Origin of the sequence: Brevibacillus gelatini (assembly GCF_003710935.1) — a bacterium.
GTDB classification, from domain to species: Bacteria; Bacillota; Bacilli; order Brevibacillales; family Brevibacillaceae; genus Brevibacillus; species Brevibacillus gelatini.
This window is the reverse complement of the sequence record NZ_RHHS01000040.1, coordinates 61,682-84,666: the sequence shown is the minus strand read 5'-3', so window position 1 is coordinate 84,666 and position 22,985 is coordinate 61,682. Positions and strand designations below refer to the sequence as shown.

Annotated in this window: 26 protein-coding genes and 1 other annotated feature; of the genes, 3 read left to right on the top strand and 23 right to left on the bottom strand. The window is 53.8% G+C overall.

The genetic code is table 11. From position 1 onward, the window contains the following. Positions 1-3 precede the first annotated feature (3 nt). The 3 genes from ruvA to EDM57_RS17285 all read right to left on the bottom strand — a co-directional run bounded on the left by ruvA (position 4) and on the right by EDM57_RS17285 (position 1,436). Positions 4-621, bottom strand: a complete 618-nt coding sequence (gene ruvA / locus EDM57_RS17295; RefSeq protein ID WP_122905938.1) for a Holliday junction branch migration protein RuvA — start codon at positions 619-621, stop codon at positions 4-6. Continuing rightward, positions 618-1,118 (bottom strand): crossover junction endodeoxyribonuclease RuvC, encoded by a 501-nt coding sequence (gene ruvC, locus EDM57_RS17290; RefSeq protein ID WP_122905937.1) that lies wholly within the window; start codon positions 1,116-1,118, stop codon positions 618-620. The genes ruvA and ruvC overlap by 4 nt, the downstream gene beginning before the upstream one ends. Positions 1,119-1,244: 126 nt before the next feature. After that, on the bottom strand, positions 1,245-1,436 hold the full coding sequence (locus EDM57_RS17285; protein ID WP_122905936.1) for a hypothetical protein: 192 nt from the start codon (positions 1,434-1,436) through the stop codon (positions 1,245-1,247). 132 nt (positions 1,437-1,568) lie between these two features. Between EDM57_RS17285 and EDM57_RS17280 the strand changes: the two genes are divergently transcribed. Then, positions 1,569-2,651, top strand: a complete 1,083-nt coding sequence (locus EDM57_RS17280; RefSeq protein ID WP_122905935.1) for a hypothetical protein — start codon at positions 1,569-1,571, stop codon at positions 2,649-2,651. Positions 2,652-2,723: 72 nt separating this feature from the next. On the opposite strand, the gene EDM57_RS17275 is transcribed toward EDM57_RS17280, so the two are convergent. After that, the gene (locus EDM57_RS17275; RefSeq protein WP_122905934.1) at positions 2,724-3,293 is read right to left on the bottom strand and encodes a BofC C-terminal domain-containing protein; all 570 of its coding nucleotides are present in this window, start codon (positions 3,291-3,293) and stop codon (positions 2,724-2,726) included. 259 nt (positions 3,294-3,552) lie between these two features. On the opposite strand from EDM57_RS17275, the gene EDM57_RS17270 reads away from it, so the two are divergent. Further along, entirely contained in the window at positions 3,553-5,541 is a 1,989-nt protein-coding gene (locus tag EDM57_RS17270; RefSeq protein WP_122905933.1) for a bifunctional 2',3'-cyclic-nucleotide 2'-phosphodiesterase/3'-nucleotidase, read from the top strand. 63 nt (positions 5,542-5,604) lie between these two features. Here EDM57_RS17270 and EDM57_RS17265 read toward each other — a convergent pair whose 3' ends face one another. From EDM57_RS17265 to EDM57_RS17235, 7 genes are all read right to left on the bottom strand, one after another. Beyond that, positions 5,605-6,633: a phosphotransferase gene (locus EDM57_RS17265; RefSeq protein WP_122905932.1), complete on the bottom strand. Its 1,029-nt coding sequence runs from the start codon at positions 6,631-6,633 to the stop codon at positions 5,605-5,607. Between the two features lie 11 nt (positions 6,634-6,644). Beyond that, a complete protein-coding gene (locus EDM57_RS17260) occupies positions 6,645-8,117 on the bottom strand; it encodes a LysM peptidoglycan-binding domain-containing protein (protein ID WP_122905931.1) in 1,473 nt (490 codons plus the stop codon). A gap of 113 nt (positions 8,118-8,230) precedes the next feature. Then, on the bottom strand, positions 8,231-9,094 hold the full coding sequence (gene pheA / locus EDM57_RS17255; protein ID WP_122905930.1) for a prephenate dehydratase: 864 nt from the start codon (positions 9,092-9,094) through the stop codon (positions 8,231-8,233). 23 nt (positions 9,095-9,117) lie between these two features. Further along, entirely contained in the window at positions 9,118-10,047 is a 930-nt protein-coding gene (gene thrB / locus EDM57_RS17250) for a homoserine kinase (protein WP_122905929.1), read from the bottom strand. Beyond that, on the bottom strand, positions 10,044-11,126 hold the full coding sequence (gene thrC, locus EDM57_RS17245; RefSeq protein WP_122905928.1) for a threonine synthase: 1,083 nt from the start codon (positions 11,124-11,126) through the stop codon (positions 10,044-10,046). The genes thrB and thrC overlap by 4 nt, the downstream gene beginning before the upstream one ends. Further along, entirely contained in the window at positions 11,126-12,424 is a 1,299-nt protein-coding gene (locus EDM57_RS17240; protein ID WP_122905927.1) for a homoserine dehydrogenase, read from the bottom strand. Before EDM57_RS17240 ends, thrC begins: the two co-directional genes overlap by 1 nt. Before the next feature lie 25 nt (positions 12,425-12,449). Next, positions 12,450-12,893, bottom strand: a complete 444-nt coding sequence (locus EDM57_RS17235) for an ACT domain-containing protein (RefSeq protein WP_122905926.1) — start codon at positions 12,891-12,893, stop codon at positions 12,450-12,452. Between the two features lie 186 nt (positions 12,894-13,079). Between EDM57_RS17235 and EDM57_RS23415 the strand changes: the two genes are divergently transcribed. Continuing rightward, positions 13,080-13,232 (top strand): hypothetical protein, encoded by a 153-nt coding sequence (locus EDM57_RS23415; protein WP_007782400.1) that lies wholly within the window; start codon positions 13,080-13,082, stop codon positions 13,230-13,232. A 65-nt stretch (positions 13,233-13,297) separates the two neighbouring features. Here EDM57_RS23415 and EDM57_RS17230 read toward each other — a convergent pair whose 3' ends face one another. The 12 genes from EDM57_RS17230 to EDM57_RS17175 all read right to left on the bottom strand — a co-directional run bounded on the left by EDM57_RS17230 (position 13,298) and on the right by EDM57_RS17175 (position 22,787). Next, a complete protein-coding gene (locus tag EDM57_RS17230) occupies positions 13,298-14,476 on the bottom strand; it encodes an NAD(P)/FAD-dependent oxidoreductase (RefSeq protein WP_122905925.1) in 1,179 nt (392 codons plus the stop codon). 39 nt (positions 14,477-14,515) lie between these two features. Then, entirely contained in the window at positions 14,516-14,965 is a 450-nt protein-coding gene (locus EDM57_RS17225; protein WP_122905924.1) for a DUF1641 domain-containing protein, read from the bottom strand. A gap of 289 nt (positions 14,966-15,254) precedes the next feature. Next, positions 15,255-15,920, bottom strand: coding sequence for a PilZ domain-containing protein (locus EDM57_RS17220; RefSeq protein ID WP_122905923.1), 666 nt, complete (start codon positions 15,918-15,920; stop codon positions 15,255-15,257). An 8-nt stretch (positions 15,921-15,928) separates the two neighbouring features. After that, entirely contained in the window at positions 15,929-17,206 is a 1,278-nt protein-coding gene (gene obgE, locus EDM57_RS17215; RefSeq protein ID WP_122905922.1) for a GTPase ObgE, read from the bottom strand. 13 nt (positions 17,207-17,219) lie between these two features. Next, positions 17,220-17,813 carry a Spo0B C-terminal domain-containing protein gene (locus tag EDM57_RS17210; protein WP_246005839.1) on the bottom strand — a complete coding sequence of 198 codons (594 nt, stop codon included), beginning with the start codon at positions 17,811-17,813 and terminating at the stop codon, positions 17,220-17,222. 180 nt (positions 17,814-17,993) lie between these two features. Further along, positions 17,994-18,287 (bottom strand): 50S ribosomal protein L27, encoded by a 294-nt coding sequence (rpmA, locus tag EDM57_RS17205; protein WP_122905984.1) that lies wholly within the window; start codon positions 18,285-18,287, stop codon positions 17,994-17,996. A gap of 7 nt (positions 18,288-18,294) precedes the next feature. Next, on the bottom strand, positions 18,295-18,645 hold the full coding sequence (locus EDM57_RS17200) for a ribosomal-processing cysteine protease Prp (protein ID WP_122905921.1): 351 nt from the start codon (positions 18,643-18,645) through the stop codon (positions 18,295-18,297). Between the two features lie 15 nt (positions 18,646-18,660). Then, on the bottom strand, positions 18,661-18,972 hold the full coding sequence (rplU, locus tag EDM57_RS17195; protein WP_122905920.1) for a 50S ribosomal protein L21: 312 nt from the start codon (positions 18,970-18,972) through the stop codon (positions 18,661-18,663). Positions 18,973-18,982: 10 nt separating this feature from the next. Beyond that, positions 18,983-19,061: a sequence feature (ribosomal protein L21 leader region), on the bottom strand. A gap of 52 nt (positions 19,062-19,113) precedes the next feature. Beyond that, positions 19,114-20,592, bottom strand: a complete 1,479-nt coding sequence (locus EDM57_RS17190; protein ID WP_122905919.1) for an Rne/Rng family ribonuclease — start codon at positions 20,590-20,592, stop codon at positions 19,114-19,116. A 228-nt stretch (positions 20,593-20,820) separates the two neighbouring features. After that, a complete protein-coding gene (locus tag EDM57_RS17185; RefSeq protein WP_122905918.1) occupies positions 20,821-21,657 on the bottom strand; it encodes a M50 family metallopeptidase in 837 nt (278 codons plus the stop codon). Further along, the gene (locus EDM57_RS17180) at positions 21,650-22,429 is read right to left on the bottom strand and encodes a M23 family metallopeptidase (RefSeq protein ID WP_122905917.1); all 780 of its coding nucleotides are present in this window, start codon (positions 22,427-22,429) and stop codon (positions 21,650-21,652) included. Before EDM57_RS17180 ends, EDM57_RS17185 begins: the two co-directional genes overlap by 8 nt. A gap of 157 nt (positions 22,430-22,586) precedes the next feature. Further along, complete coding sequence (locus EDM57_RS17175) at positions 22,587-22,787, bottom strand: cold-shock protein (protein ID WP_122905916.1); 201 nt, start codon at positions 22,785-22,787, stop codon at positions 22,587-22,589. Positions 22,788-22,985 lie beyond the last annotated feature (198 nt).

Below are 22,985 nucleotides of genomic sequence, written 5' to 3'. Positions count from 1 at the left end.
ATCCTACCCCCTCATAAGCAGGGCAAGCCCTTGTTTGATGAGCTTTTCCACACTTTCGCCCTCTTTTGATTTCTCCGCCAGCGCGTTTCTGATCTTTTGCAGCTCGCCGTCCGAGTAGCCGAGCGCGGTCAACGCTTCCAGCGCCTCGTTCAGCGCAGAGACCGCCTGTTCGCCTGCTGTCAGATCGCCTGCCGCGACAGTGAGAATCGCGGATGGCGTGTACCCGACCAGTTTGTCCTTAAGATCGAGTATGATGCGTTGTGCTGTCTTTTTGCCGATCCCAGGAAACTTCGTCAAATAGGTCACATTTTCCTGTTGCACCGCCATGACCAACTGCTCGGGAGTTGCCGCCGCGAGAATCGCCAGACCGCCCTTTGGTCCGATGCCGCTCACGTCAAGCAGCTTGCGAAACAGGTCGCGCTCGTCACGGGTGGCGAAACCGTAGAGCAAAATCGCGTCTTCGCGGACGTGATGGTGCGTGTACAGCTTCGTTTTGCTGCCTTCGTAGCGCACAAACTGGTACGGATTGGGACAGAACAGGCGATACCCGATCCCTCCCGCTTCTACCACTATGTATTCTGAATCGAGGTAACAAAGTGTCCCTTCCACAAAATCAATCATTTTTGAACTCCTTCCGAGATGGAGATGAACGTCCGAAACTGAGCGTGCGTAATCGCAATGCCCAAGGCATCCGCCACGTCGTCAGGCTTTGGCACTTCCTTAAGCCTGAGCAGCAGCCTGGTCATTTCCTGAATCTGCTTCTTTTCCGCCCCACCGTAGCCTGTCACCGCCTGCTTGACCTGCATCGGCGTGTATTCATAGACGGGCACTCCGGCCATCTCCGCCGCAAGCAGGATGACACCGCGCGCCTGGCCCACCGTGAAGGCCGTGGTCACGTTTTTATTGAAAAACAGTTTTTCTACTGACATTTCATCCGGTCGATACGTTTCCAGCAGGCTCTGCATCGCTTCAAAAATCTGCTTCAAGCGAAGCGGAACGGGCAAGCCTGCCTCTGTCTGAATGCTTCCATACTGGACGGGACGCAATTGGCTACCCTGTTTATCCAGAACCCCAAACCCAACGATCGCAATGCCAGGGTCGATTCCTAATATGCGCATGGTCCACTCTCCGTTTGCCAAGTCTCTACTCTCTACTGTATCACAAAGCGCCCAAAAAGCGAACGTGTATTTCCATATAAAAACCCGCTCCTGGCAAAGGGAACGGGTAATCATACGGCGTCGCATTTAGTGTTTGTTCATTCCAAGCGAATCCGACACATCATGCTGCATGTGCGCGTATTCATCTACGCCGCTCTGCATCTGCTCCCTGATCCGGTTGATCTGCTGGTAATTGAGCTTGTTGTGTCCCTGGTTCAGCTGAACGTACAAACGCTGGTGGAACTGGTCCTTGTAGCTACCTCTGGGCATGGTAGACATAAGAAAAGATTCCTCCTTCGCTCGCCGTATGAGTACAGTATGGCGTCACACCTCTGGCCTTATGATGCCAACATTTACAGCTCATTTTCCGCAACTTTGCCGACAAACCATATAGAGGGAGGTGCTGATCTGGTGAGACGCTTGCTGACCGCTTTCCTGCTTGCCATTCTTCTTCTCGCCACCTTCTGCCCGGAGCAGCCCGCCCAGGCGAAGGGCAAAGAAAAAGTCACCGTCTCTGTCTCGGTCTCGCCAGCCTCGGCTTTTCGCTCTACGCTGAGCTTTCATACCCAGCCTTCATTCGTCAAACGGCTGTTTGCCGCAAAAAAGGTGGCAGCGTTCGTGCATCCTCACTGGGTTCGGGCCACATTGACTGTCAACCAGCGCGAGTTTGTGTACGATCACGACGGGAAGTTGTTTGCGAGCGACAAGCCGCTGCAATACCTTTTGCCGACTGATGTACAGCAACGAATCGAGGAATTTGTCGCGCAGGTGGAGAGCGTTCATTACGCAAAAGCGATTCCGTGGGAGCAGGTCAAAAACATCTTCGGCCGCATGGAGTACGCCACCGTCATTGACCTGGAGACAGGCGAGCGGTTCCACGTCCAGCGCCGTGCAGGCAGCAGACACGCCGATGTGCAGCCGCTGACGCGCACGGATACGCAGACGATGAAAAAGATTTACCAGGGCAAATGGAGCTGGAAGCGCAGGGCGATTCTCGTCGAGGTCAATGGCGTGTATTTTGCCGCTTCCATGCACGGCATGCCGCACGGTGCAGGAGCGATTGCGGGCAATGATTTTCCCGGCCATTTTTGCATCCACTTTTTCGGAAGCTCGACTCACAGACGCAAGGAACCCGACCCCAGCCACAGCCTGATGATCCAAAAAGCGTCCGGCTCGCTGGCCACGGCGATGATCGGTGCGACGGCGGAGGAACTGGTAGGGTATTTTCTCACGGCTCTCCACGAACAGGACAATCATGTTGTACAAATGACCACAGACGGCTTCACGCTGCCTGCCCGGCTTTCCAACGTGGCATCCGTCCGCAAGAGTGAGATCATTATTCCCTCTGACGAACGGGGACCGTTGCTTTCGGAAGTCCACGTCCACCTCACCTATTTCACCCATGACAACAGCGAAAGGAATGAAGAGTGGACGTTTGTGCTGCGCCGCGCCACGCCGTGGGACAGGTGGCAGATTATCGCCATAGACTTGTAACGAAGCACGACAGCAGAGAAAAAGCCGACCATCCTCCTTGCAGGATCGCCGGCTTTTTGTCTCACTCTCTTTTTATTCATCATCCAGTTGAAACTCTCCGTACGTCGACAGCACGCTGTTGTACTCTGCCAGATTGCGAATGCGGATGCCCCGCTTCAAGCTTTCCAACTGCTCTTTTGGCAGGCTCGCTTCCATTTTCGCCGTGTTGATCCGGTAAAACGTCTGGATGACGTCCTGCTCGGCAGGCAGCCCGTGAAACAGTGTCAGCATCCCGTCCGCCGACAAGCCAAAATGTCCGTTCTCCTTGCATGCAGGAGAAATGTCCTGCTCCCTTTTCAGTAAAATCATTTTGCTCGGATCGGCCGACACAATCTCCCAGCCTTTGTAATCTCCCATCGCTTCCGGCAAATGCCCGGCAGCAATCGGTTGCCGTTCTTCATCCCGGACGCCGCACAAATAGCTGCGCGTGAGCACCAGCTCATACGGCTTTCCTGCCACCACGGCCGTCTTGCCGAAGTCTGTATGCAGCAGTCGGAGCAGACCGTTTTCCTTGCTCCCACTGCCTGTCAGCAGGATACCCAATACGATCCCTGTGAGAAGTGCCGCACTCCACGATGCGTACACCATCCATTTTTTTCGCATGGTTTGATGAACCCCTTCTCAAGCCTTTTTTCCTAGTTTTGCCATGTTTGAAGGGGGACATACGTGAATCTCGCAAGGATTCGTAATTGGCGAGAAATTTATCGCGAGAAAATAGGTGAATATTTATACCATTCTTTCTTTTTTGTCAATAGATAAAATTTAATAATCTTGACCTGCATTTATCTACCAATCTACACATTCTAGTGATAAAATATTTTTGCTTGTACTTTTATGCGAACTTATTGGAGGTTAATCTGAAATGAAAAAGTCAAACAAACAGACGCTGGCTGCTTTTCTTCTCAGCACGTCCCTAATTGTCAGCGCCCTTGCTTTCCCGCTTACCCCCGTGAGCGCCGAAACCGGCTCTACCTTGAAGCTCCGCTTGCTTGAGACAACCGATATTCACACCAACATCGTAAACTACGACTACTATCAAGACAAATCCACCGATGAATTCGGCTTCGCCAAAACCGCTACCCTGATTAAAAAAGCGAGAGAAGAAGCGAAAAACAGCATTCTCATCGACAACGGCGACCTGATCCAGGGAAACCCGCTGGGCGACTACGTAGCGAAAATCGATCCGCTGCAAGACGGTGAAACCCACCCGGTTTACAAAGCAATGAACCTGTTGAACTACGACCTTGGCAACATCGGGAACCACGAGTTCAACTTCGGTCTGGAGCATCTGAATCGCAGCCTGAAAGGCGCAAAATTCCCTTACATCAACTCCAACGTCTACATTGACGACCAAGACAACAATCCGGACAACGACAAAAACATGTTCACTCCATATCAAATCCTGGAGCGCAAGTTCAAGGACGAGAGCGGAAAAGAAGTGACCCTGAAAGTCGGCGTGATCGGCTTCGTTCCTCCGCAAATCATGCAGTGGGACAAAACGAATCTGGAAGGCAAAGTCATCGCAAAAGACATCGTGGAAAGCGCGAAAAAGTTCATCCCTGAAATGAAGCAAAAAGGTGCCGACATCATCGTTGCGGTTCCACACTCCGGCATCGGCCCGGTTGAACCGGCAGCAAACCTGGAAAACGCGAGCTACCAACTGAGCAAGGTAGAGGGCATTGACGCAATTCTGTTCGGCCACTCCCACCTCGTATTCCCTGGACCTGGCTTCGAGAACATCCCTGGCGTTGACAGCGAAAAAGGAACGATCAACGGCAAGCCGGCTGTCATGCCTGGCTACTGGGGCAACAACCTTGGCGTGATCGACCTGACCTTGAAGCAGGAAAACGGCAAATGGAAAGTGGTTGAGTCAGTTACCAAAACGATTCCGATCTACGACAGCACAAAGAAAGCTCCCCTGGTAGAGGCAGACCAGGCGGTTCTCGATGCCGTCAAGGAAGAGCACGATCACACCGTGGAATGGGTACGCTCCGCTGTAGGGAAAACCTCTTCCCCAATCTTCAGCTACTTCGCGCTGGTGCAAGATGACCCATCCATCCAGATCGTAACCAACGCACAAAAATGGTTTGTCGAGAAAAACATTAAAGGTACAGAATACGAAGGCATTCCGGTTCTGTCCGCAGGAGCTCCATTCAAGGCAGGCGGCCGCAACGGCGCATCGTACTACACCAACATCCCTGCAGGCACTATCGCGATCAAAAACGTGTCTGACCTGTACATCTATCCAAACACGCTGAAGGCTGTCCTGATTGACGGTTCCCAGTTGAAAGAATGGCTGGAGCGCTCTGCGGGTCAATTCAACCAGATCGATGTGAAGAAAACGGAAGAGCAACCGCTTATTAACGAAGCCTTCCCGACTTATAACTTTGACGTCATTGATGGTGTAACCTACCAAATCGACGTGACACAGCCATCCAGATACGCTATCGACGGCAAACTGGAAAACAAAGACGCAAACCGGATCAAAAAACTGTCCTACAATGGCAAGCCAGTCAAACCGGAAGACAAGTTCCTCGTCGTAACCAACAACTACCGCGCAGGCGGCGGCGGCAACTTCCCTGGTTTGGACGGCAAAAACATCGTCATCGATTCTCCGGATGAAAACCGCCAAGTCGTGATCGACTACATCCTGAGCCAAAAAGACATCAACCCGGCAGCAGACAACAACTGGACGTTTGCACCGATTGACGCGAAAGTGAACGTAACCTTCACTTCTTCGCCTGACGCGAAGCCTTTTGCCGAAAAAATGCCAAACCTGAAATTCATCGGCCAACTGGAATCCGGCTTTGCCAAGTTCGCCATCGACCTGTCCAAGCCAGCTTCCAAGTAAGCCTGACCTCTTTAAGACAAACATCCCTCATTTGTTCGAGGGATGTTTTTTTCTTCGTATCGTTTACCCGACAAAATGATATTCTCCCCACGGCGAGCGCTGGAAGATGCGCTCCCCGTCGTCCAAAAACTTTTGCCGGTTTCGCGCAAGTTTTCCCTCTAGCATCACAAGCTGCAGGACGCCGCGCATATGGTAGCCTGGTCGTCTGCTGTACAGTCCTGTCACCTCGCGCAAAAAATTGTCGGGGTAACGGAGCAGTTGATGAACGGTCCATATTTGCGTGTCGCTCAAATAATTGATGTTGCTGTACGCTTCCATGGCTTCCACGAACGATTCCATGCGATAGTCCTGCATCAGCAGCATGCGCGACATCAGCTGGACGAGATCGACGAGCTGGATGTCGTGCCCGACCGTATCCAGGTCGATGAGATAGCAGTTCCCTCGCTGGGTGAGCAAAAAGTTGTGGCTCGCGACGTCTCGATGCGCCAGCGTGCCTCTCTCCATGGCCATGTACATTTCCGGCATCAACGGCAGCTTGTAGGCAGACTGCAACAGTTGCTGACCGTCGCGCAGCACCTCTTCGGCCGAATGCGCAATGATTTGCTCCAGCTTGTTTTGCGGGCCGTTTTGCTCGATCATCCATGTCAGGCGCTCGAAGTATTCCAGTCGGCTCTCCCACTTATCCAGCAAATTCGGCTTTTCTTCGTACGCAAACGAATGCGGGACCGGGAAGCCTTGCGCCGCGACATGAAAACGAGCCAATGTCTCCGCTGTCTTTTTCACATCATATAGGGAAGCGTTGTCGGCTTCCACACCGTCGATCAGCTTCATGATCGTGTAGTAACGATTTTCGTAAGGCAAAATTTTGCCGCCCTCCACATCGGAGACGTAGTGCACCGTGCGGACAAAGCCCTTTTGCCTCAAGGCATCGGCTAACTCCGTGACCCATACTGCTTTTTCCAAATGCTTATACCCTTTGATGATCCAGTGTCCCTGGTCTGTTTTGAGCAGATTGACGTTCCTCTTCGGCTTTACCCCGTACACCTCACAACGAAAAGCTTTTTCAATCGCTGGTATGAGTCCTTTGTTCATAACCGTCCCTCTCAGTACGAAGACGATTCATCGAGCCCGTCTCCCCAGTTTGGCCATGCGCCTTGTTCGGGCATGGATACAACGCACTGGGTAGGCGGAAATTTCTTGTTGCCATGAAACGGCTGCGGACAACGACTGCTTTTCACGCGTCTGCGCTTTCTGAACGCGGGGCTGGCCGAGGAACACTCACATGATGAGGAAGACTCCACTGGTTCAGGGCAAACAGGCATTTTCAGACGCGGCGGTCTTGGCGGATACGGCATGAGCATGGATGGATGCATCGGCGGCATCGGATACAGCGGCATTGGCAACGGCATTGGACGCATTGGCGGCATACCGTACGGCATCATGCCTGGAAACGGCGCCATCATCTGTCCCGGGCTTGTAAACGGCCTGTAAGGAAACATCGGCTGCTCTTGCCCTGGAAACGGTCTACGCCTTTGCTCCGGTCCCATTTGCTGCGGTCCCATCTGCTGCGGACTGACCAGCTGTCTTCCCGGCTGCTGCGGCACAGGCATTCGCGGAGCGGCGCATGGAGGGCATGGAGGGCATGGCCGAACAGGCGGGCACGGGCGAAGCTGTGGCGCAGGTGTCAGCGGACGCACTTGCTGCTGCGGTGGCCGCGTTGGCATCGGCATGGGGCGTACCTGCTGTGGCGGCAGCGGCTGCATAGGGCGCATCTGTGCTGGCGGCATCGTTGAAAACGGACTTACTTGTGCTGGTGGTACGTTTGGCTGAGCCTGAACAGGCGGGCATGGCGGACAATGGATCGCTGGCGGTGTCTGCGGCTGAAGCGGCATAATCTGTGCAGGCGGCAGCGGCGGTATGTTCGGCATCGTGATGTTCGGCGGGCTGGGAGGCTGGTACATGTACGGGCTTACCTGCGTTGGCTGCACAGGCGGTAGCGTAGGCCGGGCTGGCGTCGTTGGCGCTGGCGGCCTCTGCGGCCCCAGGTTGATATTCGGTCCAGATGGCGTTGGGGAAACGTCGTCCTCCTCCTCCTCCGGCATTGGTTCGGGAGTCTGTGTTGGGGTTAGTGTTGGAACCGGTGTTGGCGTTGGCTGGAGCATCTCTGGCGACACAGACGGAGCTGGCGAAGCCGGGGGCATTTCCTTCGCTTTCGGCGTTTGCGGAACCTCCGGACTCACTGTTGGCTTGGTTTCCGACTCAATCCGCACCTCTTCCTCTTGTTCTTCCGGCTCAATCGGACGCCGCTCAATCTGCAGCGGCACGTCATCCAACTTCGGCTCAGTCATTGGCCGTTCTTTTACAAATGGAGCCGCCTCGCTCATCGGGTGAGGCGTTGTCCGCGGTTGTGGCCTGACAGGCACGCGCTTTGCCGGAATTTTGATTCTCGCTCCGGGATAGAGCGTATCGGGAGTTTTGATTTGGCTGTTCAAACGCAGCAATTCCTTGTAATCGACGCCGTATTTTTTGGCGATTTTCCACATGCTCTCGCCTTTTTGTACGATGTGAATCCTCAATGGTTCTCCTCCCTTGCGTAAAAACTCCCTACCATGGTATGCACCCATGGGCGTTTTGCTCCTTTACGCCTTGGCCTTCTTGACAGGGGGAGAAAAAAGAAAAAAGCCAATTTCTAACAATTGGCTCCTTGCATATAAAACGGATACGTTCCCAGCTGGCGCACCTGACAGCCGATTGCTTCAATCTCGGCAAAGGCTCCCGGCAGCAGGACATCATCCATCTTTTGCTCAATATCAATAACAAAGTAGTAGCTTCCCAATGCTTTTTTCGTCGGGCGGGATTCAATCCGCGACAGGTTGACTTTTCTCCAGGCAAACGCCGCCAGCACCTGGTACAGCGCCCCCGGGAAGTCTTCCGGCAGCGTGACGAGAATCGTTGTCTTTTCACGCGCAGACGGCTGCAGCGCAATCGGCTCCTGGCCGACGAGCACAAAGCGGGTGTAGTTATTCGAATAATCTTGAATTTGCTCGCGGGCGAATTCCAGCGGATAAATCTCCACGTTCAGTCTGGTACCGACAGCAGCCCACGGCTCTTCGGGATGCTCGCTCACGATTTTCGCTGCCAGCGCCGTGCTGTTCACATACTCGATCTGGGCATGCGGCAAGTTTTCCCGTAAAAAGTTGTGGCTTTGCGCGATCGCTTGCGGATGCGACAAAACTTTCGTAATGGCAGACAAAGGCAATGGCTGCTCTCTTTTTGCCACCAGCAAGTTTTGCGTAATCGGCAGTGCCAGCTCGGCCATGATCGGCAAGTCGACTTCGTGAATGAGCCAATCCAGAGTGGAATTGACGGTTCCCTCGATGGAATTTTCCATCGGCACAACTCCGAATGCCACTTCCTTGTTGGAAACGGCGTTCAGCACATCAATAATGCTCGGGTACGGAACGAGCGAGATCGGCTGGCCTTGCGTCAAAGACCGAGCCGCCTCTTCCGTAAACGTTCCGCGAGGTCCAAGAAAAGCAAGTTTCTTCTCCATGGCGTTCTCCTATCCACTATTTTCTATCTCTGATGGATCTCTACTTGTACGCCATTTTCGTCCGGCTGCAAAATCATGACACGGTATGTAATGCCATGTCCTTTCATCACGCTGTCCACGAATGCGCGCAGTTGTCTCTCCTCTTCTGCGCCCGAAAAGAAGCAAAGAATCGTCGGACCCGCGCCGCTCAAAGCAGCGCCTACGGCACCGTGCTCAGTCGCGTTGTCCAGGATTTCCTTCAAGCCAGGTACAAGTTTAGCGCGATACGGCTGGTGCAGCCGATCGGACATCGCCCGTCCCATCAGGTCGAGTCTGCCTTGTGCCAATGCGGCTACGAGCAAACTGCTATGTCCCACATTATATACAACATCTTCTTTGCTGTACACCTGCGGCAGGACGTTGCGCGCTTTTTGCGTTTCCAGCATGAAATCCGGGATGACGACGAGCGTTTGCAGCCCGGCGGGTGGAGAGAAGCGAACATACGGGACAGGCTCTCCCGCTTTTTCCGGCATGGTTGCCACGATGATGCCGCCAAACATCGAAGCTCCTACATTGTCAGGGTGTCCCTCCATTGCAGTTGCCTTCGCGAACAGTTCATCGCGGGTAAACGGCTCCCCGGCAAGCTGATTCGCTGCCACCAGCGCTCCGACAATCGCCGCGGCACTGCTGCCCAGCCCGCGCGTCAAGGGAGCGTCGCTCGAAGCCCGTATCGCCAGTTCCGGAACGGCCAGCCCGGCTTCTGCAAACAGGTCCGCAGCTACTTGATACAACAGATTGCTTTTGTCTTTCGGGATCCCTTCCAGCTCTTTTCCCACCAGCTCGACGGTTGTCCGCTCACTGATTTCCATTTCCACGACCGAATACAGTTGAAAAGCCATTCCCAAAGCATCGAAGCCCGGCCCCAGATTGGCTGTGCTTGCGGGAATCGTCACTTTTACGCGCTGCCCGCTCATGATACGACTTCGCTCCCGCTTTGGCGAACCAGTTGCATGACCGCTTCATGTGTCGCAGGCACCGTACGCGGCTCTTCGCCTACGAGCTTCAGGGCGATGTTCGGGTCTTTCAGGCCATTTCCGGTCAAGACGCAAGCTACCTTGACGCCTTGTGGAAGCTTTCCTGCCTGATGCAGCTTGATGATGCCCGCCAGCGACGCAGCAGATGCCGGCTCGCAGAAGACGCCCTCGTTTTTCGCCAAAAGCTGGTACGCCTGCATGATCTCTTCGTCTGTCACGCTGTCGACGAGTCCGTTCGATTCGGCGATGGCATTCAGAGCGCCATCCTTGCTCGCTGGGTTGCCGATGCGGATTGCCGTTGCAATCGTCTCCGGGTTGGGAACAGGTTGTCCGAGCACGAGAGGCGCGGCACCCGCTGCCTGGAAGCCGTACATGTGCGGCAGGCGGCTGGATTTGCCCGCTTCCTTGTACTCTTTGAAACCTTTCCAGTAAGCGGTGATGTTTCCGGCGTTGCCAACGGGAATCGCCAAAATGTCCGGTGCGTCAGCCAAGGCGTCGCATATCTCGAACGCTCCTGTCTTTTGCCCTTCGATCCGGTACGGATTGACGGAATTGACGAGCGTAATCGGCTCTTTCGCCGTAATTTCGCGCACGATGTTCAGCGCCTCGTCGAAGTTGCCGTCGATGGCGATCACTTCCGCGCCGTACGCGATCGCTTGCGCCAGCTTGCCGAGAGCGATGTTGCCGCTCGGAATCAGCACGATGCAGCGCAGGCCGGAGCGTGCAGCATAAGCAGCGGCAGCAGCCGACGTGTTGCCGGTGGAAGCGCACATGATCGTTTTGCTGCCTTCCTCTACTGCCTTGGCGACAGCCATCACCATGCCCCTGTCCTTGAACGAGCCTGTCGGGTTCAGTCCCTCGTATTTCACGTATAGCTCAACGCCAAGCTGTCTGGACAGGTTTGGCGCGTGAATCAACGGTGTGTTTCCTTCGTGCAGGCTGATAAGCGGTGTCTTGTCCGTTACCGGAAGAAACTCCCGATAGCGTGCGATAATGCCAGATTGTCGATCCGAACTCATTATTTGTCTCCCCCTTCTACCCGGTAGCAGCTTTCAATTTTGGACACGATGTCCATTTGTTCCATGTAGGCAATGACTCCATCCATGTCGCTCTTTGCGGACAGGTGCGTCACCATGATGATTTCCGCCTCGCCATTATTGTACGGCTGCTGGATGACCTGCTCCAGGGAAATGTTTTTGTCAGCCAAAAGCTGGGTGATCTGCGCCAAAACGCCGCGCTTGTCTGTCACGACGATTCGCAGGAAATACTTGGACAGCTTTTCACTGTCGTCCTTGAGAATTTTTTCCTTGTATGGAGCAACCATGCCGCGTCCGTTTACCCCCAGCTTTCTGTTTTTCACGACGGTCACAAGGTCAGACACAACTGCCGTTGCTGTCGGAAGCTCACCTGCCCCCGGCCCGTAGAACATCGTCTCGCCAACCGCTTCGCCGTGAACGTACACCGCGTTGAACACGCCGTTGACAGAAGCCAGCGGATGCGATTTTGGCACCATGGTCGGCTGCACGCTTACCTCGATCGCTTCACCATCGCGTCTTGCCAGGCCCAAAAGCTTGATTTCATAGCCCAACTGCTTGCCGTAGGCGATGTCCTCCTTGCTGACAGAGCTGATTCCTTTGACGTCCACATCTTCGAGCTTCATCGGTACGCGGAAGCCGAGTGTAGCCAGAATCGCCATTTTGCGGGCCGCATCGAAGCCTTCGACATCGGAGGTCGGATTCGCTTCCGCATATCCCAATGCTTGCGCCTCTTTCAAAACGTCGCTGTAGTCGGCTCCCTCCTGACTCATTTTGCTCAGGATGTAGTTGGTCGTCCCGTTGACGATGCCCATCATTTTGGTGATGCGGTCGGAGGAAAAGCCTTCCACCAGCGCGCGCAGGATCGGAATGCCGCCTGCAACGCTCGCTTCGTAAAAGACGTCGCAGCCTTTTTCCTGTGCCTTGTTCAAAATTTCTGCCCCATGCAGCGCCATCAGGTCCTTGTTGGCTGTCACCACGTGCTTGCCGCGCTCCAGTGCCGCGAGAATGTACTCCTTGGCCGGATGGATGCCGCCGATCACTTCGACGATCACTTCAATGTCCGGATTATCCAGAAGCTCAGCAGGGTCTGTCGTCAAAAGACTGTTCATGGAGCTGATATGGCGCGATTTTTCTGCGTCCTGTACGAGAATTTTCGCAATCTCAATTCCCAGACCCGTCTGCTTTTGCAAATCGTCCTGATGCGCCTGGATGATGCGGACAACCCCTGTCCCTACCGTGCCAAACCCCATTAATCCCAGCTTGATGCTTTGCTTCTCCATTTTTTCTCTCCTCCTACCCAATCTTTTACCCTCTGCCGACGATCATCGCTTTGCGAACGCCGGGTATTTCTTGCAGACTTTCCAGAAATTCCGTGCTGGATACGCGCAGGTTGGCCATATCGACAGACATGGAAATGTTGGCAATCCCTTGCAACGGAATCGTCTGATTGATCGTAAGCACGTTGCCGCCTTGCTCGGCCACATACGTGAGCACCTTGGACAAGTAGCCGGACATGTGCTCCAGCGAAAACGTGATCGTCATGATCTTCTCGCTCATCATGGCATTGAAGGGAAAGATACCGTCCTTGTATTTGTAAAAAGCACTCCGGCTCAGTCCTACCCGCTCCACAGCTTCATTCACGGTGTCCACTTCGCCGGACTCCAGCAGCTTTTTCGCTTCGATCGTCTTGACGATGGATTCTGGTAAGATGTCTGATCGTATCAAGTAGAACTTCTCTTCCCGTTTCACCTTCATGTCCTCCTGAGAAAAACAGTTGTTTCTACATAGAGGACATTATAACGGATACTGTTCGCTGTGACAATCCTTGACGGCCAACTTTTTTCAACGAACCCTGTTCGGTTCACTCTCGTTACATGAGCTTGCCCCCCTTCGCGCACACTAAAAGCGGTTGGAGGAAGAGGAGGTGAAAGACAGATGGCAGGACGCGGAAAGTCCGACAAATCTGAGCGCCGCAACAATCACCCGGCCGGGAAGCCGAGCAGCCTGGATCAGTTTGGCGCTGATCTGCGCGGCAAAAAAATGGCACAATCCCCGAACATCGTCGAAGATCCGAGCGGCAACAAATAATCGCGCGAGCACGTGAAAAAACCCGGGATGCGAGATCCCGGGTTTGTGCGTGTTACTCGTATGAATTAGTAGGCCAGCGAGGACAGACCGTTGATATGAGTCAGGTAGCGGATGTTGCTCGCTTCCTTCATCAAGGTTGCCGGCAAGCCTTTCAGCTTCAACTGGCTTGCGCCGATGGTTCCGATGGCGTCTTTGCGGCCCAGGCTGCCCAGCGTACCGGAGAATACCGGCTTGAACGTATCCATTTTGGTGCCCTTGAAGTGCGCGAACAGGTTGTAGCCCACCAGTTCGCCCATTTGCCATGCCAGTTGGGCAGTCGGCGGGTATGGACGGCCTTCTGGCCCCATCACAACCGCGCTGTCGCCAGCGAGGAATACTTCCGGATGAGAAGTGGATTGCAGGAATTCGTTTACTGTTGCACGGCCACGGTTTACTTCAATACCGCACTCTGCAACTACGCGGTTGCCTTGTACACCGCCAGTCCAAACCATTGTTTTGGTTTCGATGGTGCTGCCGTCTTTCAGGCATACCGTCGTTTCTTTCATTTCCGTTACCGGAACGCCGGTCAGGAACTGAACGCCGCGTTTTTCCAGACTTGTTTTCGCACGCTCTACCAGGTCAGAGGCAAAGCCTGCGAGGATGGATGGCCCTGCCTCCACGCAGTAGATGGACAGGTCTGCAAAGTCTACGCCGTATTTGCGGCACAGGTCCGGCAGCATGTCGGCGAACTCGCCAACCAGCTCGATCCCGGTCAGACCGCCACCGCCAACCACAAAGGTAGCATCCGCCTTGTTTTTGCTCTTGCTGTATTCTGCCACGCGCTCTTCGAGGTGCGCACGCAGACGGTTTGCTTCCTCCACGGATTTCAGAGTGAAGCTGTACTCTTGCAGGCCAGGAATGCCGAAGAATGCCGTCTCGCTGCCCAATGCGATAACAAGCGCATCGTATTTGATGTACTCGCCGCTTGCCAGCGTCACACGCTGCGATTCGAGGCCGATTTTTTCCACAGTATCAATCACGAGGTTAATCTCTTTGCCGCGCAGCAGTCTTTCCAGCGGCAGTGCCACGTTTTGCTCGGACAGGTTTCCTACTGCCAAACGGTGCAGCTCCGTGATGATCTGGTGAGTAGGGAAACGGTTCACAAGCGTGATGGTCGCTTCTTCAGCCGTCATGTATTTACGTGCAGTCAAAGCGGACAGCAATCCGCCGTAGCCGCCGCCCAAAATGAGAATATGCTTCGCCATGCCCAATCCTCCGTCCTTGTCTCTCGTAGGTTATCGTAATTAGCGTTTTTGCTGCTCGCGCTCTGCCAAAACTTCCAGGAATGCCTGTGCGAAACGCAATGTTTTTTGCACTTGCGGGTCTTTCAGCATTTTGAGAATGCCGAACAAACCGACAGTGGATACCTCCGCGTGCGCGCGGTCGTTTGCCTCGATTGCCGCTTGTGCGATGCCTTTTGCCTTGTCAGAGATCGGTTTTACGAACTCTTCCATGCCGCCCTTGATGTCATTGATGAGCACCTGGTCGTTGGCTACGGTTTGTACCAGATCGTACGTTTTGGTGAGGATAGTTGTCATCTCGGCCAGTTTTGGCAGGTTTGCCACCAATACATTCAGGGATTCTTGAATTTCCGGTTTCATCAACTGATCGAGTACATCCATTGGCTGCTCAGGCGCCAGGGTAGCTGTGCTTGCTACTTCCGCATGAGCTTGTTGCGTGGTTGTTTGAGACATAGAAAAACGTCCTCCTTTGCTTTGGAATAGAGGCCTTCCTTCTCGATGCCTGTTCATACAAGTAACGGCCGCTATTCTCCCAAAATACCGCAAAGCATGTGTGCTTGTAATATTTTTCACAAAGTGAAGTGTACAACAGCACGAAATGATAAAAAAGTGCAGAATTTCACAAAGAGATATTCAGGAAAGCGTACACAAAAATTCACCAGGTGAACAGGCTCGATTCAGAACTCTATGTACTCTACTATATACTTTCTTCACAGGAACAGCAAAGGAAAAAAACCGCTTCTTAAGAAGAAGCGGCAGACGTGAGTTTTTTATAATAATCTTTGATGGCTTGATGATGTTTTTCATTGATGTCCGTAAAAATCAACTCGATCACGGTCTGTTTGTCATCGAAGGCTTTCTCTACAATTTTTGCCATCATGACGACTTCCTGGCCGGTTGACGGCACCGTGAACGAGAGGTGGAGAAACTCTCCCTTGGCCACGTAGCCTTCTGTACCAAGGATCAGCCGTGTAGGTGAAATCTTCAGCAGCACAGCCTCTCCTTTTTCCTCGATCGGTCTTGCTCCCATCACCTTGTACGGAACCCGGATGTTGACTCCCGGGGAGATGGGCTCCTGCTTGTGGCCTGGCGCAATCTCGACGCCGACGCTAATCGGAACCATCGCCAACAACTTGATTGGCCATACTATTTTTTCTGTAATGACTTCCAGATCAATCGTGTTAATAGCCGCATCCGATTCCCACCGAACACGTACCGTTGATCCGAGCAATTCGGCTCTCGCTTCTGCCTTCATCTCAAGAGAGACAACGAGATAATTGTTTTTGACGTACTCTACCATTGCTTGAATGGGCGTTTTGACCTGTCTTGAGACCATCATCGGCAAAGAAGCACCGCGTTGGAGGCGTTTGTCCGCCATAAAAGGGGTAAGGGATGGGGTATCAGTCATTTTGTTTGTCACTCCACAAAATCAAACTCTAAATTGCCAATACGAACGGTATCCCCGTCTTTTGCACCGTGCTTGCGCAATGCCTCGTCCACACCCATGCTGCGCATCTGTCTCGCGAAGCGCTGAGCCGCGTCGTAGCTGTTGAGGTTTGTCATACGCACCAGCTTTTCAATTTTCTCACCGCTGACCACGAACACATCGTTTTCGCGGCTGATCTCAAATGGCTCTGGCTCTTTTTCCGCCCGGAACACCACGCGTTCTTCCACTGCCTCGACTTCCTCGACTGTCGGCTTGTCCGGAATGGTCGAGAGCATTTCACCCACTGCGTACATCAGCTCCTGTACGCCTTGTCTGGTCGCTGCCGAAATCTCGAACACTTTTGCATCCGGCACTTTTTCTTTGAAGCGCCGCAAGTTTTCCGCCGCTTCCGGCAGGTCCATCTTGTTCGCTGCGATAATTTGCGGACGCTCCTCCAGCTTCAGGTTGTACAGCTTCAACTCGCGGTTGATCTGCAAGTAATCCTCGTACGGATCGCGACCATCCACCCCTGCCATGTCAATGACGTGAATAATCAGGCGGGTCCGCTCTACGTGGCGCAGAAACTGGTGTCCAAGCCCTACACCTTCGTGCGCGCCTTCAATCAGTCCCGGCAAGTCAGCCATGACAAAGCTCTGCTCGCCCAAATCCACGACACCGAGATTTGGCGTGAGCGTCGTAAAATGGTACGCCGCGATTTTTGGCTTCGCCCCTGTCACACTGGAGAGCAGCGTCGATTTTCCAACACTCGGATAACCAACCAGCCCGACATCGGCAATCAGCTTCAGCTCCAGGACGATGTAACGCTCCTGGCCCGGTTCTCCGTTCTCCGAGATATGTGGCGCGGGATTGGACGCATTGGCAAAACGGATATTTCCCCGTCCGCCACGTCCGCCTTTGGCAATTACGGCGCGCTGGCCGTGCTCCACAAGATCGGCGATGACTTCTTTTGTGTCGTCATCAATGACAGTCGTGCCCGGCGGTACGCGGACGATCAAATCTTCCGCCCCGGCTCCGTGCTGCGACTTGTTGCGTCCGTGCTCTCCGCGCGGCGCCTTGAAATGTCGTTGATAGCGGAAGTCTACGAGCGTGCGCAATCCTTCGTCAACCTCAAACACGACATCGCCGCCTTTTCCGCCATCACCGCCTGCAGGACCGCCAAGCGGCACGTACTTCTCTCTGCGAAAGGAAACGGCTCCGTTCCCACCGTCTCCGCCTTTTACATACACTTTTACCTGATCGACAAACATGGTGTCACCTCTTTCATTCCGCGAATGGAACCAGCAAGTCCAGCACCCATTCGTCTTCTGTCTGTATCCACTCGGTGACCTCCACCGTACTTTGTTCGCTATCCCGTATCAGCTTTTCCAATTTCTCCATTCCGGATGCATTCAGCTCTCCGGCCAGGTCAAAACGGAAATGAACACCTCGTTGATCCGCCCGCAAGCTTACCTGCATGCTGGCTGGCTCATAGCCATTTTGGTCGACATGATCGTTCACTGTGCACAATATCCCCGACACCAACTGAAACAAGTCCTGCTCACCCAATGCTATTCGCGTGAGATCCACATCATTGCACACGTCTACTTCCAAAAGCATCTCCTTGTTCAGCGCATTGAATGTCAAGAAGAAGACGGACAACAGGGAGTTGTTCAGACGTGCGACCATGGATTCCTGCATCGCCATCTGCGCGATACGCTTCAAGTGCGCCTCTCCCTGCTCAGTACGGTTCATATGCAAATAGCCGAGCAGAACCTGAACGTGGTTCAACCAGTCATGCCGCTGTCGGTTCAGCACTGCCAACAGCTGGTCTGTCTGATGCGTAAGCAGTCTCCGCTCGTCCCCCATCACTTTCACCCAAGTCAATAAGAATTTCTTTCCTAACTATTGTATCATAAAAGAAGCCGGGACAATGAGAAAACTTGGCTATGTCCAACTATTTTGAAAGCAGCCTGCTCCCTTGCACTCCGAATGCCCGAAAAGCAAAAGAAAACCCAGCATCGATTCTAGGATGCTAGGCTTTCCTTCAACAAATATTTACGCTTCGGAAGCAACTGGCTCGATCACAACTTGCTTGCGATCACGACCCAGACGTTTGAAACGAACAATACCATCTGCAGTTGCAAACAGAGTGTCGTCTCCGCCTCTCATTACGTTCGCACCTGGGTAAATCTTCGTTCCGCGTTGGCGAACGAGGATGTTTCCGGCAGTAACGAATTGACCGTCACCGCGTTTCACGCCCAGACGCTTGGAAATGGAATCGCGTCCGTTCTTTGTGGAACCTACCCCTTTTTTCGATGCGAAAAACTGAAGGTCCAAATTAAACAGCATGTTCATATCAGACACCTCCCTGCCATTTATGGTCATTCACTTTTACGTATTTCCCGTACTGCGCTGCAACCGATAGCAGGGCGATGACCATGCTTTCAGCCAAAAGCTGCTGCTTTTCCTGTATGTCCGCCGCTTCCGAGGAAGCGAGCGTCCACTTCAGAAAGCCGCCGCCTTCCTGGGCGACTGAAACTTGCGGTGTCAGTCCCGTCAGCGGCTGCACGCTGTTTAATATGCCAAAGCTGATGCCTGATACGGCAGAACAAACGATATCCTCCCCATAGGCACCTGCATTGGCATGTCCGGAAATACTAATTTCATGGATACCGTGCTGCGCACGGCTCACGATCACTTCGATCATAGCAGATCACCAAAATTAAGCGTTGATCTTTTCGATCACAACTTTGGTGAACGGTTGACGGTGACCTTGTTTGCGACGGTAGTTTTTCTTGGCTTTGTATTTGTACACGATAATTTTTGCGCCTTTACCGTGTTTTTCTACTTTACCAGTTACCGTAGCACCAGCTACTGTAGGAGTTCCTGCAGTAATTTTGCCGTCTTTGCTTACGAAGAGAACTTTGTCAAAAGTAACAACTTCTCCTTCGTTGCCAGCCAATTTCTCGATGAAGAGAACGGAACCCTCTTCTACTTTGTATTGCTTTCCACCGGTTTCGATAATTGCGTACACTGTGTGCACCTCCTATACTCAGACTCGCCTCTACAGGTGCGCCGTCTGGCGGCGACTTATGTACCCGATTCGTGCGGTTACAGTATGCACAAGACATAGCTGCATGACAAACATTAGCTTATCATAGCCGCAATCGCCCAGTCAAGTCATATTCCGATTGTTTTCGGACAAGCGCTTGGCTTCCGCCGCGCTTCCCGCATAGGTGATCCGGTAACCGTCCGGGGCCAGCCGTGGTTCCTCGCGCTTGAAAACGCGGAGCGGCCAACCGTTTGCCGCCGCTTTTGCCCCGTCGTCCACGAGCGGAAAAAGTCTGGCAGAAAGCTCCACGACAGCCGCCTCTGCCTGCTGCGAACGGGCAAGCGCGGCAAGCTCGTTTTGCAAACGGTGAATACTTTCGTCTGCACGCAAAACTCGTCCCCGTCCCTCGCACGCTGCACAAGGCTCCGTCAGCCGCTCGGCCAGACTTGCCCTCACCCGTTTTCGCGTCAGTTCGACCAGTCCAAGCGCCGTCATGCCATGCACCGTTGCCGGGACCCGATCCCTGGCCAGCTCTTTTTTCAGCATCGTCAGCACCTTTTCTTTATTGGCCGGCTCCTTCATGTCGATAAAATCAATGACGACGATACCTCCGATGTCGCGCAGCCGCAGCTGTCTGGCGATTTCCTTTGCCGCCTCCAGATTGGTTGCGGTGACGGCCTGCTCCCTTTGCTGGCCGCCCCCTCCGGTAAACGACCCGGTATTCACATCGATCACGGTCATGGCCTCTGTCCTGTCCATCACGAGATAGCCGCCGTTTGCCAGCGGCACCTCGCGCTGGAGAGCCCGTTGCAGCTTGGCCTCCACGCCCAGCGCGTCGAACAGCGGCTCTTTGCCCGTATATTTTCGCAGCAGATTTTGCGCATCCGAAGCGAACACCGCCAGCGCTGCCTTTACTTGCTGATAGGTAGCGGCATCCTCCACTACCACTTCGTCAAGCCCTTCTGCCAGCGCCTCGCGCAGCGCCGCTTCGACCACGTCCAGATCGCTGTCGAGCCGACCGGGCGACTTCCTTGCCTCCACCTGCTGGCACACATTCTCCCAGCGCTTGCGCAAATAGGCAAGCTCGCGCGCAAGATCCTCGCCGTCCACGCCAGCCGCTTCCGTCCGCACAATCGCTCCTTCCTTGCTTCCGAGAAGCGGCGAGATGATCTGCTTAAGCCGCTGCCGCTCCTCTGGCCCGTCAATTTTTCGCGACAAAGACAAGCCTTCCTCCATTGGCAGGTACACGAGGTAGCGTCCTTGCAGGCTGATTTTCAATGAAATTTTGGGCGCCTTGAGTTCTGCCCCTTCCTTGATGACCTGACAGATGACATACTGGCCCGCCTGCACGCGTTCGGAAATGCTTGCTTTGTCCTTGCCCGCTGGCAGCGTGTCGTCTACATACAAGTAAGCGTTTTGCCCGCACCCAATATCAACAAAAGCGGATTGAATACCCGGCTTTACATCCGCGATACGTCCATAGTACAGATCCCCAGCGCTGACGTGACCGCCTGTCTCCTGCGTCCGCCACTCGATCAACTGCCCATCCGCAAGATAAGCGATCCGCACCCCGCCCTTGCCGCTCATTGCCAATTGTCTCATCGCACTCACACTCCGTATTCCCGTCCTTTTCCGACACCTGAAAAATGGCCGGACTCCCAGCAAGTAATCTATCATAGGCTACCGGAAAAGGGAAGGCGCGATGTCGCCAGGAATCGTCTGCCACGAAAATGCGGATTTCGCCAAAAGAAAAAGCTTCCCCGGCACAAGTGGCACAAAGGAAGCTGGCGCGTCTGCTCGCTTGTGGAATAGCCCCTTCCCGAAAAAACGTCAAAGGAGCTTGCCCACTGCAGCATCGTGTTTTTGCTCAAACAACAAGGCGTGCAGAAGCTGTTCCTCTGCCAAAAGTCCCGCTCCCTGCACGTAAAAAAGATGGGATCGGCCGCGTCGCAGCTTATGGGACACTGCCAGTACCGTCTCCTCCGGGTGGACGCGGATCGCATGGACGGACGATTCTTCCTGCCTGCGCCCGTACTTTTCCACCAGAAAGCGAAAAAACTGATACGGAAAGCGCAAAAATGACTGGATATTCAGCACGAGCAAATATAGCCCGATAATGAGCAAATTGAGCTTCAGATCAAGACCAGACACTCCGACGAGGACGCCCGCAAGCAAAGTGCTGCCCGCAAGCGAGGCGAGAGCTGCCTGGCGATAGGACAGGAAGCAGCAAAGCATCGCCAGCACGATCCGTCCGCCGTCCAGCGGCCAAATCGGCAACAGGTTGAAAAGCGCGATCGTCGCGTTGCTGACGAGAAAAAACCGGGACCAGTCTTCCGTCCAGACCCCTGTATACCAAAACAGGTACGAGGCTGCCATCATCACCATGTTCATAAACGGCCCGGCAAGCGCCACTGCCATCTCATCCAGCGGGTCTGTGGCGTAGCTGTTTTCCACTGTCGCCACCCCGCCAAAAGGGAGCAGCTGGATCTCCTGCACCCTCCAGCCCAGCTCGCGGGCCATCGCCACATGTCCCAGCTCGTGAATGAGGACGATCACGAACAGGGTAATCACTTCCAAAAAGTGCCCGGTGAATACCGACACACCGATTACCGCCCAAAAGAGCAAATGAATGCGAAAGCGTATGTACAGCCATCCGCCGTTATTCAAACGGAATCACTTCCAGCGGATCGACAAACTGGTCATCTGTTTTCGCCGCGAAGTACAAATGCCGCTCTGTTCCGTTCACCACCTGTGCCGTTCCAATCACCTGTCCGGGCGACAGCACCTCGTCTTTTGCCACGCCGACACTGTCCAGATTGCCAAGCCACACTTCCCGTCCTTTTGTCAGCCGCACAATGACGGTCGTTCCAAAGCCAGGCTGCTCCCCGACGTAGGAAACCCAGCCCATCTCCCCGATTTTCACCTGCTCGCCGACTCCTGTATCCAGCACAACTTTCGCATCTGACGCTTCATAGGCTTTCACCACTTTCCAGTTGGCAGGCAGCCGCCAGACAGCTGCATCCTTTGCCGTGCTGGTCGCCGATACGGCACTTGGCCCCGGAACCTGGGGCAACATCGTCGGAATCGGGCCGAACCGGGCTTCGTACCAGGCTGCCACACCCGCGAAGTTAAAATCCCGCGTCATGACCTCGCGCGCAGAATCCTTCCAACTGGCTGGAATCAGAGACGTTTGGAACAACAAGTACGCCACTCCCAGCAAAAGCACGGAAGCGAAAACTTGCAGCCCCCATTTTTCATGAGACGGCGGCTGCATCCCTTCGTTGTTTTCCTTCAAGGAAAACCCGAACGGCTCAGGCTCCACTTCGATCGGGTCCTTCCAGTCGTCCACGTAGGGAGAGAAACTGTCTCGTGATTGGGTACGGATTCGCTCCAGTCGCTCCCGTCTTCGTTCTTTTACACGATTTGTTCCACCGAACATGTCCATCCCTCCGCAGGCCAAGCCTTTGTTCCATTTTATGACTTGTCTGCCTGCTTTATGCCGCCGCTCCCAACGCTCCTTCCCTTGCAAAAAACCGCCCCAATACGCAAAAAAGACAGTCTCCCCGTTGAGAGACTGCCTTTGAATCAGTCGAAGTTTACAGTTTGATTACGCTAGCGGCTTGTGGTCCACGGCTACCTTGAACGATTTCGAACTCAACTTTTTGACCTTCGTCCAGAGATTTGAAACCTTCAGACTGGATCGCGCTGTAGTGTACGAATACATCGTCTCCACCTTCAACTTGGATGAATCCGTATCCTTTTTCCGCGTTAAACCATTTTACGATACCTTGTTGCATGAAACAAAACCTCCCTGAACATTACGCCCCATGAGGCGAAAGAGTGTAGCGTTAACCCCTTTACAGATAAGCCTTTTGCGTCAAGGAAAAAAGTCGAACAAATTGCGATTGACCAATGGTGACGTCACTCACAACTGTACGACTCCATAACCAATCATCCAAACCACTATAACTTGTAAAAATGGTTAACTTAGGATG

Coding starts and splice junctions, on each gene's coding strand:
- ruvA (WP_122905938.1), bottom strand. CDS start 621: ATGATTGATTTTGTGGAAGGGACACTTTGTTACCTCGATTCAGAATAC.
- ruvC (WP_122905937.1), bottom strand. CDS start 1,118: ATGCGCATATTAGGAATCGACCCTGGCATTGCGATCGTTGGGTTTGGG.
- EDM57_RS17285 (WP_122905936.1), bottom strand. CDS start 1,436: ATGTCTACCATGCCCAGAGGTAGCTACAAGGACCAGTTCCACCAGCGT.
- EDM57_RS17275 (WP_122905934.1), bottom strand. CDS start 3,293: ATGCGAAAAAAATGGATGGTGTACGCATCGTGGAGTGCGGCACTTCTC.
- EDM57_RS17270 (WP_122905933.1), top strand. CDS start 3,553: ATGAAAAAGTCAAACAAACAGACGCTGGCTGCTTTTCTTCTCAGCACG.
- EDM57_RS17265 (WP_122905932.1), bottom strand. CDS start 6,633: ATGAACAAAGGACTCATACCAGCGATTGAAAAAGCTTTTCGTTGTGAG.
- pheA (WP_122905930.1), bottom strand. CDS start 9,094: ATGGAGAAGAAACTTGCTTTTCTTGGACCTCGCGGAACGTTTACGGAA.
- thrB (WP_122905929.1), bottom strand. CDS start 10,047: ATGAGCGGGCAGCGCGTAAAAGTGACGATTCCCGCAAGCACAGCCAAT.
- thrC (WP_122905928.1), bottom strand. CDS start 11,126: ATGAGTTCGGATCGACAATCTGGCATTATCGCACGCTATCGGGAGTTT.
- EDM57_RS17240 (WP_122905927.1), bottom strand. CDS start 12,424: ATGGAGAAGCAAAGCATCAAGCTGGGATTAATGGGGTTTGGCACGGTA.
- EDM57_RS23415 (WP_007782400.1), top strand. CDS start 13,080: ATGGCAGGACGCGGAAAGTCCGACAAATCTGAGCGCCGCAACAATCAC.
- EDM57_RS17230 (WP_122905925.1), bottom strand. CDS start 14,476: ATGGCGAAGCATATTCTCATTTTGGGCGGCGGCTACGGCGGATTGCTG.
- EDM57_RS17225 (WP_122905924.1), bottom strand. CDS start 14,965: ATGTCTCAAACAACCACGCAACAAGCTCATGCGGAAGTAGCAAGCACA.
- EDM57_RS17220 (WP_122905923.1), bottom strand. CDS start 15,920: ATGACTGATACCCCATCCCTTACCCCTTTTATGGCGGACAAACGCCTC.
- obgE (WP_122905922.1), bottom strand. CDS start 17,206: ATGTTTGTCGATCAGGTAAAAGTGTATGTAAAAGGCGGAGACGGTGGG.
- rpmA (WP_122905984.1), bottom strand. CDS start 18,287: ATGCTGTTTAATTTGGACCTTCAGTTTTTCGCATCGAAAAAAGGGGTA.
- EDM57_RS17200 (WP_122905921.1), bottom strand. CDS start 18,645: ATGATCGAAGTGATCGTGAGCCGTGCGCAGCACGGTATCCATGAAATT.
- EDM57_RS17190 (WP_122905919.1), bottom strand. CDS start 20,592: ATGAGACAATTGGCAATGAGCGGCAAGGGCGGGGTGCGGATCGCTTAT.
- EDM57_RS17180 (WP_122905917.1), bottom strand. CDS start 22,429: ATGTTCGGTGGAACAAATCGTGTAAAAGAACGAAGACGGGAGCGACTG.
- EDM57_RS17175 (WP_122905916.1), bottom strand. CDS start 22,787: ATGCAACAAGGTATCGTAAAATGGTTTAACGCGGAAAAAGGATACGGA.